This window comes from Kitasatospora sp. NPDC003701, from assembly GCF_053587085.1.
Window position 1 is genome coordinate 61,076 of sequence record NZ_JBSFNM010000001.1, and the last position, 14,199, is coordinate 75,274.

The following is a 14,199-nucleotide window of genomic DNA, read 5'->3' on the forward strand; positions in this document are numbered from 1 at the left end:
GACCGGGCCGGAGCGATCGTGGTGGCATGAACGCACCGCAGAACACCGCAGGATCCGCCGCCCCCGTCGCCCTGGTCACCGGCGCCTCGCGCGGGCTCGGCCGGGCACTGGCCCGGGCGCTCGCCGCGGACGGCTGGCACCTGGTGATCACCGCCCGCGACGCGGCCGAACTCTCCGCCGTCGAGGCCGAACTGGCCGCCGTCACCACGGTGGTCGCGCCGGCCGGTTCGGTCGTCGACGACGCCCACCGCGCCCGCCTCGTCGAGGCCGCCGCCGGGCTCGGCGGAGCACACCTCCTGGTCAACAACGCCGGCACGCTCAACGGCTCCGACACGACGGACGTCCCGCTGCCCCGTCTCGCCGACGTCCCGCTGCCCGACCTGCTGGAGACCTTCGAGGTCAACGCCCTGGCGCCGATCGCGCTCACCCAGCTCGTGCTGCCCCAACTGCGCGCGCACGCCGGGGCCGTGCTGAACATCAGCTCGGACGCGGCCGTCGAGGCCTACCCGGGCTGGGGCGGCTACGGGGCCAGCAAGGCGGCGCTGGACCAGGCCTCCGCCGTGCTGGCCCGCGAGGAGGAGGCGGTGCGGGTCTGGGCGGTCGACCCGGGCACCATGCGCACCCGGATGTACCAGGACGCCTGCCCGGGCGAGGACATCTCCGACGAGCCGCTCCCCGAGACGGTGGTGCCCGCCCTGCTCGGCCTGCTGGCCGGCAGCCGGGCCTCGGGCCGCTACCGCGCCTCCCACCTGCCGGCCGTCGCCCGGGCCGGGCGATGACGGCAGCCACGGACCCGGGGATCGACGTCACCGTCCCGCCCGAACTCTCCGCCCGCGCCCCGGCGGAGGCGCGCGGCAGCACCCGGGACGGCGTGCGGATGCTGGTCGGCCGCCGGAGCGGGGCGACCGTCGAACACCGCCGCTTCGCCGACCTGCCCGAGGTGCTGCGCCCCGGGGACGTCCTGGTGGTGAACAACTCGGCCACCCTGCCCGCCGCGCTGCCGGGCCGGCTGCCCGACGGCACCCCCGTCGCGCTGCACCTCTCCCCGGCCCGGCCGGACCGGCGCGGCGCGTTCCTGGTCGAGCTGCGCCGCACCGCCCCCGGCGCGGCCGCCGCCTACTGGCCGCCGGAGGAGTCCCCGGCCCGCCCGGGGCTGCGGGTGGAGCTGCCGGCCGGCGCCGAGGCCGAACTGGTCGAGGCGTTCACGCCCCGGCTCTGGCACGCCCGACTCGCCCTGTCCGAGCCGCTGCCGGACTACCTGGCCCGCCACGGCAAGGCGATCCGGTACGGGTACGTGGACCGCGACTGGCCGATCGAGGCCTATCAGACGGTCTTCGCCACCGCCCCCGGCAGCAGCGAGATGCCCAGCGCGGCACGGCCGTTCACCGCCGAGGTGGTGGCCCGGCTGGCCGGGCGCGGCGTGCTGGTCACGCCGATCACGCTGCACACCGGTGTCGCCTCGCCGGAGGCGCACGAGGCGCCGTACGCCGAGTGGTTCCGGGTGCCGGCCGCCACCGCCCGGCTGGTCGGCCAGGTCCGGGCCGGCGGCGGGCGGGTGATCGCGGTCGGCACCACCGCCGTCCGGGCCCTGGAGTCGGCGGTCGGCCCGGACGGGACCGTCCGGGCGGCCGAGGGCTGGACCGAGCTGGTGGTCACCCCCGAGCGCGGGGTGCGCGCGGTGGACGGCCTGCTCACCGGCTGGCACGAACCCCGGGCCTCCCACCTGCTGATGCTCGCCGCCGTCGCCGGCCGGCCGCTGCTCGAACGCTGCTACGCGGCGGCGGTCCGCGAACGCTACCTGTGGCACGAGTTCGGTGACGTCAACCTGCTGCTGCCCGACTAGGCCGGCCACCCCGGCACCGTCGCCGGCAAGGTCGCCGACCGGTCGTCAGCCGGCCGCCGGAGCGAACAGCGTGCGCGCCGCGTGCTCGGTGTCGAGGTACTCGCGGACGGCGGTGATCAGGCCGTTCTCGACGGTGAAGATGCCCAGGCACTGGTTGTCGTACGCGGCGCCGTTCGCCGCCGTGCCCCGCGCGGTCCACTCGGCGACCACCTGCGGGCCGTCGGCGAGCAGACCGGTCAGGGTCACGTCCAGCGCGCTGCCGGGCGCGAACAGCGTGCCCACCGAGCCCAGGAAGTCCTCGACGATGGCGGTCCGGCCGCGCCAGACCCGGGACAGCGGCAGGTCGCCCGGGTACGACCAGGTGGCGTCCTCGGCGAACGAGGCCGCCGCGGTGGGCAGATCGCCGGTGGCGATGGCGGTGACGTAGCGCTCCACGACGGCGCGGGGGGCGAGCTGGTTCACGGGGGCTCCTCGGGTCCGGTCCGGCGCGGCCACCCGGGCCGGCTGCCCGGGTGCGCCGTCCGGCGTCCTGCGGGACCAAGCCAAGCAACCGGCCGCCCGGGTGGGCCAACAACCGCGCGGGAGCGGCGACAAGCACCGGTTGTCGTACCAGGTCGGGGCGGGTTCCCCCGTCGGTGCGGGCGCTCGGGGACGGGCTCTACCGCGGCGCGGCGCCCGGTGGGAGCTCCAGCTCGAACCAGACCACCTTGCCGTCCCGGGTGCGGCGGCTGCCCCAGCGGTGCGCGAGCTCGTTGACCAGGTGCATGCCGCGCCCGCCCTCGTCCTCCTCCCGGGCGCGCCGGATCCGGGGCGACTCGCTGTCCCGGTCGGCGACCTCCACGGTGAGCAGCCGGTTGTGGAACAGCCGCAGCTGGACGGGGGAGCCGGCGTGCACCAGTGCGTTGGTGATCAGCTCGCTGGTGAGCAGCTCGGCCCAGTCGGCGAGCGCGCCGAGGCCCCAGCCGGTCAGCGTCTCCCGGGTGAAGCGGCGCGAGTGCGCGACCATCGCGTGGTCGTCGCTGAGCGAGAGGGTGGCGATCCGGTCGGTGCCGGTCGGCAGGGCCTGCGCCAGGATGATCGCGATGTCGTCCTCGCTGGTGCGGCCGGTGAGTTCGGCGAGCACGGCGTCGCAGGTCTGCTCCAGGGAGCGGTGCCGGTCGGCGACGGTCCGGCAGAGCAGCTCCAGGCCCTCGTCGATGTCCCGGCCCCGGCGCTCGACCAGGCCGTCCGTGTAGAGCGCCAGGATGCCGTCCTCCGGGAGGGTGAACTCGACGCTCTCGAAGGGGACTCCGCCGACGCCGAGCGGCGCCCCCGGGGGCAGCTCGACCAGCCGGGCCCGGCCCTCGGCGTCGGCCACCACCGGCGGCAGGTGGCCCGCGCAGGCGGCGGTGCAGCGCCGGTCCACCGGGTCGTAGACCACGCAGACGCAGGTGGCGAACTGGCCCTCGCCGATCTCCGCGGTGGCCTCGTCGAGCCGGTGCATCACCCGTTCCGGGTCGAGGTCGAGCGTGATCAACGTCCGGGCCACGGTGCGCAGCTGGCCCATGGTGGCGGCGGCGCGGATGCCGTGGCCCATCACGTCGCCGACGACCAGCGCGACCCGGCCGGAGGAGAGCGGGACGATGTCGAACCAGTCGCCGCCGACCTCGCTCACCACGCTGCTGGGCAGGTAGCGGTAGGCGATCTCCAGGCCGATCGTCCGGTGGATCTCCTGCGGCAGCAGGCTGCGCTGCAGGGTGAGCGCGGTGTCCCGCTCGCGGCGGTAGAGCCGGGCGTTGTCCATCGCGAGGGCCGTCCGCGCGGCCAGCTCCTCGGCGAGCGCCCGGTCCGCCGGCCCGTACGGCACCGGGTTGCGGGTCCGCAGGAACTCCGCGCCGCCCAGCACCATGCCGCGGGCCAGCAGCGGCACCATCAGGTACGAGTGCACCCCGGCGTCCAGGCCCGGCTGCACCCGGTCCGGCGAGGCCACGATCCGGCGCAGCGCCGCCTCGTCCACCTCGGAGACCAGGATCGAGCGGCCGGTGCGCAGGCTCTCGGCGTACACCTGCGCGGACTGCGAGGTGGCGCCCACCTGGTCGGCGGCGGCCGCCATGGTGCCGTCCGCGCCCGCCTCGCCGACGGCGACCGCCCGCATCAGGACCGAGCCGTCGGCCGGCACCGGGCTCGGGTCCTCGCCGCCGAGCACCGCGTCGCGCAGGTCGACGGTGACGAAGTCGGCGAACCGCGGGATCACCACCTCCACCAACTCCTCGGCGGTGCGGTGCAGATCGAGCGTGGTGCCGATCCGGGTGCTCGCCTCGTTGAGCAGTGAGAGCCGCTGCTGGGCCGCCCACGCCTCGTCCAGGGCGCGCTGGCGGGCGGCGGCCGCGTCGCGCTCCCGGGTGAACAGCAGCGCGTTGTCGATCGAGACGGCCGCGCGGACCGCCAGCTCCCCGGCCAGCGTCAGGTCGTCCTCCTCGTACGGGCGCTCGACCACCGTCCGGTAGAACGCGGCGACGCCGACCGGCGAGCCGCGGGCGATCAGCGGCACCACCATGAACGACAGGACGTTCTGCTCCTTCGCGGCCGCGGTGCGGACGGGGTCGTCGGCGAACCAGGCCATCCCCTCCTCGTCCATCCGCGGCACCAGCACCGGCTTGCGGTGGGCGAGGCTCCACGCGTACGGCGAGCCGGGCCGGAACCGCTGCACCCCGCCGGTGCGGTCGATGGGCTCCAGCGTCGAGCCGTGCGCCGAGTGGAACGCCATCCGGCGCAGCACGGCGGAGCCGTCCGCGTGGGTGCGGGCCTCGCGCTCGCCGCGCACCAGGTCGTCCAGCACCTCCACCACCACGGTGTCGGCCAGCCGGGGTGCCGCGACCTCGGCCAGCTCCTGCGCGGTCTGGGCGAGGTCGAGGGTGGTGCCGATCCGCGCCGAGGCGACGTTGACCAGCGCGAGGCGCTCCTGCGCGGCCTTCGCCTCGCGCAGCGCCTGCTGGCGGGCCAGCACCGTCTGGTGCTGGCGCAGGTAGAGCCGGGCGTTGTCGATCGCGACGGCGGCCCGCGAGGCGAGCTCGTCACCGAGCGTGATGTCCGCCTCGGCGAAGGACTCCCGCTCGCCGCGCCGCGAGTACACCACCATGCCGAGCGTGGTGCCGCGCGCCACCAGGGGGGTGATCCGCACCGAGCGCGGCCGGTCGCCGAGGTACGCCTGGCGGCGGCTCTCGGTGATCGCCGAGCTCAGCGGCGGCAGCTCCCAGGACGGCACCACGACCGTCCGCCCGGTGGCCAGGGCCCGCCCGTACGGCGAGTCCGGCGAGAGCTCGTAGACCGAGTCCACCGGCAGCGCCTCGGCGGGGTAGAGCGGGTCGGTGGTGGCGAGCGCCAGCCGGCGCACCAGGTGCGGGACGGCCGGGTCGAGCGGCTCCACGGTGCGCCCCGCGGCCAGTTCCTCCAGCGCGAACACCCCGCTGATGTCCGCCACCCTGGGCACCATCGCGTCGGCCAGCTCCCGGGCGGTCTGCCGCAGGTCCAGGGTGGTGCCGATGGACGCGGTGGCGTCGACGAGCAGGGAGAGCCGCTCCTGCGCGCGGGCGGCCCGGGCGTCCGCGCGGAACCGTTCGGTGATGTCGATGACCGTGGAGCTGACGCCGAGGACCTCGCCGCCCTGGTCCTCCAGCCGGAAGTAGGAGGCCGACCAGGCGTGGTCGTGCGACGGGTCGCCGGGGGTGCGGCCGTGGGAGCGGGCGTCCACGACGGGCTCGCCGGTCTCCAGCACCTGCCGCATCACCTCCTCGCTCTCGGCGCCGTTGATGCCGGGCAGCACCTCGGTGAGGCGGTGGCCCAGGTGCGCCTCGGCGGACAGGCCGTTGACCCGGGCCAGTGCGTTGTTCAGGCGGACGAAGGCCAGTCGGGTGTCGTACACGGCCATGCCGACGGGGGCCTGCGTGAAGAAGCCGTCCAGCACGGCGAGGTCCGCCTGGATCCGGCGCAGCGTCGTCACGTCGGACGCGACGGCCAGGACCAGGGGACTGCCGCCGGGGCCGGAGATCGGGTGGGTGCGGAACTCCAGGTTGACGTAGTGGCCGTCCCGGTGCCGCACCGGGAAGACGCCCGACCAGCCGCGGCCGTCCACGATCTCCTGGAAGAGCTCCAGGACCTCGGGCCGCTGGTCGTCGGTGGCCAGCAACTGCGCGGCGAGGGAGCCGATCGCCTGCTCGGCGCTGTAGCCGAGCAGTGCCTCGGCGTCGCTGCTCCAGTGCAGGATCCGGCCGTCCGCCTCGATCAGGGCGGTCGCGATCGGGACCATCAGCAGGGCGTCCTGACGCGACCCCCCGGTACCCGGTTGCCCCGGGCGCGGCTCCGCGGACCCGCCGGTATCCCGCTGCTCGTTCACCATGGCCAGAGAACCGCCCGGAGATCGTTTCTGCCAGCCCTGCCATCTTCCCACGCGGCCCGCGCCACCGCCCCGCGCGTTCGCCCCGCGCGTTCCGCCCGCGCCCGCCGGGCGGGGCGCCCAGCGCGCCCAGCCCGGTCGCCCGGCCACCCCCGCCCCGTCCCCCGGCGGCCCGGCCGCTCGGGGGACGGGGCGGGGCGTCGGTCAGTCCAGCGCCTCCAGGACGGTCGCGTTGGCCAGGCCGCCCGCCTCGCACATGGTCTGGAGCGCGTAGCGCGCGCCGCGCCGGCGCATCGCGTGCACCAGCGTGGTCATCAGCCGGGTGCCGCTCGCGCCGAGCGGGTGGCCGAGCGCGATCGCGCCGCCGTTGACGTTCACCTTCGCCGGGTCGGCGCCGGTCTCCTGCAGCCAGGCCAGCACCACGGAGGCGAACGCCTCGTTCACCTCGAACAGGTCGATGTCCGCCAGGGAGAGCCCGGACCGCTGGAGCACCTTCTCGGTGGCGGGGAGCACCCCGGTGAGCATCAGCAGCGGGTCCGAGCCGGTCACCGCGAAGGAGTGCAGCCGGGCCAGCGGGCGCAGGCCCAGCCGGGCGGCCGTCTCACCGCTGGTGATCAGCACCGCCGAGGCGCCGTCGTTGATCGGGCTGCTGTTGCCCGCCGTGACCGACCAGTCGATCTGCGGGAACCGCTCGGCCATGGCCGGGTCGACGAAGGCGGGCCGGAGCCCGGCCAGCGCCTCGGGCGTGCTGCCCGGACGCACCGACTCGTCCGTCGTGACGGTCCCGGCCGCGGTCGGGACCGGGGCCAGCTCCGCCTCGAACCAGCCCGCGGCGTGGGCGTGCGCGGCCTTGGCGTGCGAGTCCAGCGCGAAGGCGTCCATCGCCTCGCGCGAGACGGACCACTTGGCCGCGATCAGCTCGGCGCTGACGCCCTGCGGGATCAGCCCGCCGGGGTAGCGGGCGGCGATCGCGGCGCCGAACGGGTCCGCCCCGGGCGGCACGTTGGACCACATCGGCACCCGGCTCATCGACTCGATGCCGCACGCCACTACCAGGTCGTACGCGCCCGCGATCACGCCCTGCGCGGCGAAGTGGACGGCCTGCTGGGAGGACCCGCACTGCCGGTCCACGGTGGTCGCCGGGACGGACTCCGGCAGGCCGGCCGCCAGCCAGGCGTTGCGCGTGGTGTTCATGGCCTGCTCGCCGACCTGGTCGACGCAGCCGCCGATCACGTCGTCGACCAGGGCCGGATCGATCCCGCTGCGTCCGACCAGGGTGCGGAGGGTGTGCGCGAGCAGCTCCACCGGGTGGACGCCCGAGAGCGCGCCCCCCGGTTTGCCCTTGCCGATGGGGGTGCGGACGGCTTCGACGATTACGGCGTCACGCATGACGGCCGCCTTCCTCTGCGAGGGGCTCCGGGCGGTCGGCCCGGGGCAGGAGGATAGTTGGAAAGGCAAACCCACTATAGAGCCGTGGGTTTGGAAATCCAACTATCAGGGCCCCGGGCGGGCCTGTGCCCGCGGTCACTCCCTCCCGTCGGCGCCCGTGCCCGCGTCGGTGTCGGCGTCCTGCTGCCCGGCCGCCGGTGCCGGGTAGCTGTTCTGCAGGGTGCGCAGCAGTGCGATGCCCCCGGGGTCGACCGATCGGCGGGTGTTGGCCAGGACTATGACGCCCACCTGCTTCTCGGGGTCGAAGGCGACGAGCGAGCGGAAGCCCCCGGTCTCGCCGTTGTGCCAGATCTGCAGGTGGCCGCCCTGGCGCGGGTGCAGCCGGTGGCCCAGCCAGCCCAGGTGCACCCAGGCGAAGGGGTTGACCTTGTGCTTCACCTGCCGGGTGAGGGCGATCGCGGGTGCCAGGGGTGAGTCGCCGCCCGTGGAGGAGGCCAGTTGGGCCTGCAACAGCACCGCCAGGTCGGCGGCGGTCGAGCGGAGCCCGCCGGCACCGGCGAGGTCGGCCAGCTGCCACCCGGGCACCGGCCGGCGCCCGGGCGTGTGCCCCCGGGCGAGCCGGGCGGCCCGCTCCCCGTCGGCGCCGATCACCGTGTCGGCGAGCCCGAGCGGCTCGCAGATCTCCCTGGTCACCAGCTCCTCGTACCCGGTGCCGGCCCGGTGGGCCAGCGCCAGGCCGAGCAGCCCGGCGCCCAGGTTGGAGTAGCGGAAGCCGCGCCCGGGCACGGCCCGCAGCCTGGTCCGGCCGAGACCGGCGAGCAGCATCTCGCGCGTGCAGTGGCGGTACGGGTCCGGCTTGTTCGGGTGGAGCAGGGCCGGCAGCAGCATCCCGGCGGGCAGCCGGGGCAGGCCGGAGGTGTGGGTGGCGAGGTGCCGCAGCGCGATCGGCGTACCGCGCCTGGCGGGGACGCTCGCGCCGGGCGGCAGCACGTCCGCCAGGACGTCGGCCAGCGGCTCGTCGAGCTCGGCCGAGCCGGCCAGCACCAGGCGCGCCAGCGCGAGCGAGGTGAACACCTTGGTCACCGAACCGATTTCGAACAGCGTCCGCGGGCCGGGTCTGTCGCCGGCCGGGCCGGCGGTGGTGCTCCCGGCGCCGCGGATCTCCACCGCGCCACCGGCCAGTCCGGCGACCACCACGCCGACCTGCTGGGTCGCGAGCCGGTCGGCGGTCTGCTGGACAAGGCTGCCAAGGTCGTTCATGGCTTCGAGCCTAGGGGCCCGTCCGGTGCCGGTCGTCCGCCGTGACGATGATTCGGGCCCCCGCCGGTCCTCCGACAGGTGTACGCCCCGCTGCTCCCCGTGGTGTGCCGGGGGAGCGGCGGGGCGTACCGGGGTGGTAGCACCCCTGGTGCCGCGTCAGCAGCCCAGGTTGGAGCCCGGGACGGTCCCGAGGATCTGGGTGAAGGACTGGTAGGCGTTGATCCGGCTCTGCACCTGCGCGGGGTTGCCGCCGTTGCACTCCAGCGAGCCGTTGATGCTGCGGATCGTCTCGCCGAATCCGTACCCGTTGACGATGGCGTTGTGCGGCGTCATGGTGCCCGGGCCGGTCTGGGTGTTCCAGTACCAGAGCGCGGTCTTCCAGGCCACCGCCGGGTCGGTCTGCACCAGGTTGGGGTTGTGCAGCAGGTCGATGCCCAGGGCGTCGCCGGCGGCCTTGTAGTTGAAGTTCCAGCTCAGCTGGATCGGGCCGCGCCCGTAGTACGCGGCCTGCCCGGCCGGGCACCCGTAGGGCTGCGAGCCGTCGCAGTAGTGCGGGTAGTTGGCGGTGTTCTGCTCGACCACGTACACCAGGCCGCCGGTCTCGTGGTTCACGTTGGCGAGGAAGGCCGCGGCCTCCTGCTTGCGGACGGTGTCGCTCCCGGTGTTGGCGAACCCGGGGTAGGCGCCGAGCGCGTCCAGCAGGCCCTGGTAGGTGTAGAAGGAGTTCCGGTTCGGGAACATCTGGTTGAACTGCGCCTGGCTGACCGGGAATCCGCCGGGGTTGGGGGTCGTGGTCGGCGTGGTCGGGCCGCAGCTGTACGGCTCCCAGTACCAGGTGCTGATCACCGGGTCGTAGCCCGGGTTGTCGTGGGTGGCCCGGTAGTACCCGCCGTTGGTGTAGCGGACGATCGCGCCGGTGGTGTACGCGCGTCCGGCGACCCAGTCCGGGTAGGCGCAGCCGCCGGGGGTCGGCGTCGGGTCGGTCGAGCCGCCGCAGGTGCCCTGGTCGGCCCAGACGCCGGTGCCGGCGGTGCTCGGGGTCTCGTTCTGGGTCCACCACTTGGCGGACCAGTTGTGCCCGTTGTAGGAGACGGACGCGCCGCCGGTGTACGCGGTGGACGCGTTCCAGGGCGTGGCGCAGGCCGCCGCGTTGGCCGCCGCGGCGGGCAGCAGCAGGACGACGGCCAGCGCCGTCACCATCGCGGAGAGCAGTGCGAGCAGGCGTTTCGTTGACACTTGATCACCCCTTGTGCGGTGGGGGCCGCACGGTCGTGGATGCAGGTGGGTCGTGGCAGGGAGCCTCGGCCCCGCGGTGCGGCGGCGCGTCGTGGGGGGACGGGCCGACGGGCGCGGTCCGGCCGGGGTGCCGGCGGACCGGGGTCGTGCGGTCCGACCGGGGTACGGGCCGGTGCGGGCCGTGCGGGGTTGACCCCAGACTCAAGCGGAATGGTCTATACCTGTCAAGGGGGTGACGGTGCTTCGGGGCGAATTCGGCCGGAATCGGACGGCGCCGCGGAGTCTGCGAGGATGGCGGAATGGAAGAGACCTCCGGGCCGGCCACCCCGCCCGGCCCCGGCGCGCCGATCAGATCGGGCATCCCCGAACACGGCCGGGTGCCCAAGTACTACGCCGTCAAGGGCCAGTTGGAGGAGCTCCTCGACGAGCTCGGCGAGGACGGCGTGCTGCCGACCGAGCGTGACCTCGCGGCCCGCTTCGGGGTGGCCCGGGAGACCCTCCGGCAGGCCCTGCGCGACCTGCTGATCCAGGGCCGGGTCCGCCGGCGCGGGCGCAGCACCGTGGTCGCCGGGCCCAAGCTGGAGCAGCCGCTCTCGCTGGCCAGCTACACCGAGGGCGTCCGCCGCCAGGGCAGGATCCCCGGCCGCAACCTGATCGGCCTGGAGCAGTTCGCCGCCGATCCGCTGCTCGCCGGGCAGCTGGCCATCGCGGTGGGGGAGCGGGTCTGGCACCTGGAGCGGGTGCTGCTCGCCGACGGCGAGCGGGTCGGCCTGGAGAGCACCTGTCTGGCGGTGGCCCGGGTGCCCGCGCTGGACCGCGAGTTCGACCCCGGGGCGTCCTTCTACGCCTTCCTCCGGGAGAAGGCCGGCATCGAGTTCGGCGCGGCCGACGAACGGATCGAGACGGTGCTCGCCTCCCCGCGCGAGGCGCTGCTGATCGGCACCCCGCCCGCGCTGCCGATGCTGCTGCTCCACCGGCTGACCAGGGACACGGCCGGCGCCCCGCTGGAGCGGGTGCGCTCGCTCTACCGGGGCGACCGGTTCAGCTTCACCACCCGGCTGGAGGCCGACTGACGGCTCCGGCCGCCCCCCGGCCCGGAGCCGGGCCCGCCCCGGCGGCCCGGCTCGCGCCGCGGCCGCGCCGCACCGGCGGCGACCACCGACCGGGTGCGGGACGAGGTCCGGGGCGGCCGACGTCCGGGTCGGCCGGGGACCGGGTCGGCCGGGACCGTCAGGACGCGGCGAGCGCGGCCCGCAGCCGGTCGGCGACCGCCGCCGCGACCGCCTCGTCCGGGTACGTCCGGCGCGGCCAGAAGAAGCCGCGCAACCCGTCCTTCGGGTTGCGCGGCACGACGTGCACGTGCAGGTGCGGCACCGACTGGCTGATCCGGTTGTTCGCCGCGACGAAGCTGCCGGCCGCCCCGAGCCCGAGCTCCACGGCGGCGGCCACCCGCTGCACCCGCAGGAAGAAGGGGCCCACCTCCGCCGCCGGGAGGTCCGCCAGCGTGCGGTGGTGGGCGCGCGGCACGACCAGCACGTGGCCGGGGAAGAGCGGCCGGCGGTCCAGGAAGGCCACCGCCGCCTCGTCGTCCAGGACCCGGTGGGCCGGCTCCTCGCCCGCCACCACCGCACAGAAGACGCAGTCCATCCGTCCATTCAAACCACCGGCCGCCCGCCCGGCACCCCCGCGGGCCGGGTGCTGCGCCGCTTCACCCGTCCGGCCGTCGACCGGGTGCGGCGGCCGGACGCGCGGGCGCACGGTGCTGGAGGGGCGCGCCGTGCGCCCCGTCGAGGAGGTGGCCCGGATGGCGGGCAAGTTCGAGGTCTACGAGGACGCCGGGGGCAAGTACCGGTTCCGGCTCAAGGCGGGCAACGGCGAGATCGTCGCCACCGGCCAGGGCTATGCGAGCAAGGAGGCGGCCCACAAGGGCGTCGACGCCGTCCGGCGGGCGGCCGCCGACGCGAGCGTGGTGGACGTCAAGGCCGCGGCCTGAGCCGGGTCCGCGTCGGCGGCGGCCCGTCCGGTCCGCCGCGCGGCGCGGCCCTGCGGCCCTGCGGCCCCGGGACCCGTCGCCGCACCGTCGGGCCCGCCCGCTCGCAGCGGTGGAACCCTCGGGCCCGCCTACTCGTACCGGTAGAGCAGCGACTCCCGCTCGGTCTGTTCGATCATCTCGATGGTCAGGTCGGGATCCCGCAGGTGGGAGAGGGTGATCTCGGCCGAGCTGGGCTGCTCGTCCTTGCCGAGCCAGTTCTCCGGCTTCCACGACGAGCTGCGCAGGAAGGCCTTCGGGCAGTGCGCGTACACCTCCTCGACCGCCACCACGATCGCGCTGCGCGGCGGCTTGCCGACCGCCGTCAGCTGCTCCAGCAGTCGCGGGTCGGTGGACACGCAGGCCCGCCCGTTGACCCGGAGCGTGGTGTCCCGGCCCGGCACCACGAAGATCAGCCCGACCTGGCCGGTCTCGACGATGTTGTGCAGGGTGTCCAGCCGCTTGTTCCCGGTGGCGTCCGGAAGTGCCAGCGTGCGCTCGTCCAGGACCGACACCAGCCCGGCCGGGCCGCCGCGCGGCGACACGTCGCACCGCCCGGCCGCGTCCGCACTCGCCACGAAGACCAGCGAGGAGCAGGCGATCAGCTTCCGGGCCACCTCGTGGATGTGGTCCACCTGCTTGCGCCGCGCGTGGTCGCCGGGCTGCTCGTAGATCTCCCGCAGCTCCGCCGCGGCGCGCACCGCGTTCGCGCTGAGTGCCTCGAACAGGCCGGCCGGCGCCGCGGGCCCGGTGCTTGACGGAACGACAGTCTCCGGTGTGGTGGTCATACCGCGAAATCTAGCGAAGGCGCCGCCGGCACCGGACCGCGGCTCTCATCGCGACCCCGCCCGACCCCTCCCCACCAGCGGTTCTGCGCAGATAATGGGGCCAGGGCCTTTCGCGGGAGGTGGTGGACGTGATCGTCAGGATCTGGGCCGGACAGGTCACGGCCGGGTGCGTCGAGGAGTTCTGCGCGGTGCTGACCACGCAGGTGATCCCGCAGCTCGGGCGGGCGGACGGCTGCCTGGGCGGCGAGCTGCTGCGCTCGGTGGAAGAGGACGGCCACCGGGTGCTGGTGCTGAGCCGGTGGCGCGACGAGGACGCCCTGCGCGGGTACGCGGGGCCGATGTGGCGGATCAGGCCGGTCTGGTCGGAGGGCGAGCTGCGCTACCTCGCGCACCCGCCCGAGGTCAGCCACTTCACCCTGGTACCGGCCGGCTGAGCCGGTACCGGAACGCCGGGCCCGCCGGGGCGGACGGTGTCGACCGGGGCGGACGGTGTCAGACCTGGATCGGCACGGGGTGGATCTCGTCCGCCGGGTGACCGGTGCGCTCGTGGATGCGCTGCACGGCCTCCTTCGACGGCGCCTCGGAGAGGCAGTAGACGGTGCCCGACTCGGGGTCGGCCCAGGCCTGCTCGAAGTGCACGGCCTCGTCGCCCTCGATCGCCAGATCGGCCTGGTGGGCCATCCGCAGCTGCTCGCCGGTGATTCCGGCCATGCCGTGGTGGACGTCCATGAACTTGGCCATCGCCCTCGCACCTCCAGGAGTCCCGGTCGGCCGGTGCCGGCCGTGTACCACCAGCCTGCGCCCGCCGCACCCCGGCCCGCCACCGGGCGGCCACGGGGCGGCCCGGCGCCCGGCGCGGGCCACCGCGCGGACCGCCCGCGCACCCCCGCGCATTCCCGCCCTCCGCGTGAAACAGACCACAGCCGAAGCCTCTCCCTCGGCCCGTGCGGACCGTGGCACAATGACGTCAGTAGTAGCAGTGACGTTCAGCGCACTCCGGGGTCGGTGAAAATCCGAACCGGCGGTTACAGTCCGCGACCCGTCCGCAGCCAGCGGCCGGTTGACCAGGTGAAATTCCTGGACCGACGGTTAAAGTCCGGATGGGAGGCGTGCGCGGCGGACGAAGAGCAGTGCCCGTGGTCCCCCGGTGGACCTCGGGGAGGTGTGCGACGGGAGAGCTCTCTCCCGGCGGTTGTGCGGCAGCCCGGCGACGGGTCCTGCCCGTCGGCCCGCGCACCCGTGCCCGTCCGTGTCCTCTCCCGTGCCACCCCCCGGAGTCCGC

13 protein-coding genes and 1 riboswitch are annotated in these 14,199 nt (G+C 75.1%); of the genes, 5 read left to right on the forward strand and 8 right to left on the reverse strand.

Annotated elements, in window-relative coordinates:
• The first annotated feature begins 26 nt into the window (after positions 1-26).
• Positions 27-779 (forward strand): SDR family NAD(P)-dependent oxidoreductase, encoded by a 753-nt coding sequence (locus tag ACWDRR_RS00230; protein ID WP_449769894.1) that lies wholly within the window; start codon positions 27-29, stop codon positions 777-779.
• A complete protein-coding gene (locus ACWDRR_RS00235; RefSeq protein ID WP_449769895.1) occupies positions 776-1,843 on the forward strand; it encodes an S-adenosylmethionine:tRNA ribosyltransferase-isomerase in 1,068 nt (355 codons plus the stop codon). Before ACWDRR_RS00230 ends, ACWDRR_RS00235 begins: the two co-directional genes overlap by 4 nt.
• 45 nt (positions 1,844-1,888) lie before the next feature.
• Here the strand turns inward: ACWDRR_RS00235 and ACWDRR_RS00240 are convergent, their stop codons facing one another.
• From ACWDRR_RS00240 to ACWDRR_RS00260, 5 genes are all read right to left on the reverse strand, one after another.
• Positions 1,889-2,305 (reverse strand): nuclear transport factor 2 family protein, encoded by a 417-nt coding sequence (locus ACWDRR_RS00240; protein ID WP_449769896.1) that lies wholly within the window; start codon positions 2,303-2,305, stop codon positions 1,889-1,891.
• A 196-nt stretch (positions 2,306-2,501) separates the two neighbouring features.
• Positions 2,502-6,128, reverse strand: coding sequence for a SpoIIE family protein phosphatase (locus ACWDRR_RS00245; protein ID WP_449769897.1), 3,627 nt, complete (start codon positions 6,126-6,128; stop codon positions 2,502-2,504).
• Between the two features lie 291 nt (positions 6,129-6,419).
• Positions 6,420-7,604 carry a thiolase family protein gene (locus tag ACWDRR_RS00250; protein WP_449769898.1) on the reverse strand — a complete coding sequence of 395 codons (1,185 nt, stop codon included), beginning with the start codon at positions 7,602-7,604 and terminating at the stop codon, positions 6,420-6,422.
• Positions 7,605-7,739: 135 nt separating this feature from the next.
• The gene (locus ACWDRR_RS00255; RefSeq protein WP_449769899.1) at positions 7,740-8,864 is read right to left on the reverse strand and encodes a serine hydrolase domain-containing protein; all 1,125 of its coding nucleotides are present in this window, start codon (positions 8,862-8,864) and stop codon (positions 7,740-7,742) included.
• A gap of 156 nt (positions 8,865-9,020) precedes the next feature.
• Complete coding sequence (locus tag ACWDRR_RS00260) at positions 9,021-10,100, reverse strand: glycoside hydrolase family 19 protein (protein ID WP_449769900.1); 1,080 nt, start codon at positions 10,098-10,100, stop codon at positions 9,021-9,023.
• A gap of 299 nt (positions 10,101-10,399) precedes the next feature.
• Here ACWDRR_RS00260 and ACWDRR_RS00265 point away from each other — a divergent pair, with 299 nt between their 5' ends.
• On the forward strand, positions 10,400-11,173 hold the full coding sequence (locus ACWDRR_RS00265; RefSeq protein WP_449769901.1) for a GntR family transcriptional regulator: 774 nt from the start codon (positions 10,400-10,402) through the stop codon (positions 11,171-11,173).
• Positions 11,174-11,330: 157 nt separating this feature from the next.
• On the opposite strand, the gene ACWDRR_RS00270 is transcribed toward ACWDRR_RS00265, so the two are convergent.
• Complete coding sequence (locus tag ACWDRR_RS00270) at positions 11,331-11,747, reverse strand: HIT family protein (RefSeq protein WP_449769902.1); 417 nt, start codon at positions 11,745-11,747, stop codon at positions 11,331-11,333.
• Between the two features lie 130 nt (positions 11,748-11,877).
• Between ACWDRR_RS00270 and ACWDRR_RS00275 the strand changes: the two genes are divergently transcribed.
• The gene (locus tag ACWDRR_RS00275; protein ID WP_449769903.1) at positions 11,878-12,093 is read left to right on the forward strand and encodes a YegP family protein; all 216 of its coding nucleotides are present in this window, start codon (positions 11,878-11,880) and stop codon (positions 12,091-12,093) included.
• 128 nt (positions 12,094-12,221) lie between these two features.
• Here the strand turns inward: ACWDRR_RS00275 and ACWDRR_RS00280 are convergent, their stop codons facing one another.
• On the reverse strand, positions 12,222-12,917 hold the full coding sequence (locus ACWDRR_RS00280) for an MSMEG_1061 family FMN-dependent PPOX-type flavoprotein (RefSeq protein WP_449769904.1): 696 nt from the start codon (positions 12,915-12,917) through the stop codon (positions 12,222-12,224).
• A 128-nt stretch (positions 12,918-13,045) separates the two neighbouring features.
• On the opposite strand from ACWDRR_RS00280, the gene ACWDRR_RS00285 reads away from it, so the two are divergent.
• Complete coding sequence (locus ACWDRR_RS00285) at positions 13,046-13,351, forward strand: antibiotic biosynthesis monooxygenase family protein (RefSeq protein WP_449769905.1); 306 nt, start codon at positions 13,046-13,048, stop codon at positions 13,349-13,351.
• Positions 13,352-13,409: 58 nt separating this feature from the next.
• Here the strand turns inward: ACWDRR_RS00285 and ACWDRR_RS00290 are convergent, their stop codons facing one another.
• Positions 13,410-13,658, reverse strand: coding sequence for an SCO4226 family nickel-binding protein (locus ACWDRR_RS00290; protein WP_449769906.1), 249 nt, complete (start codon positions 13,656-13,658; stop codon positions 13,410-13,412).
• Positions 13,659-13,905: 247 nt separating this feature from the next.
• Positions 13,906-14,033, forward strand: a riboswitch (FMN riboswitch).
• The last annotated feature ends 166 nt before the right edge of the window (positions 14,034-14,199 follow it).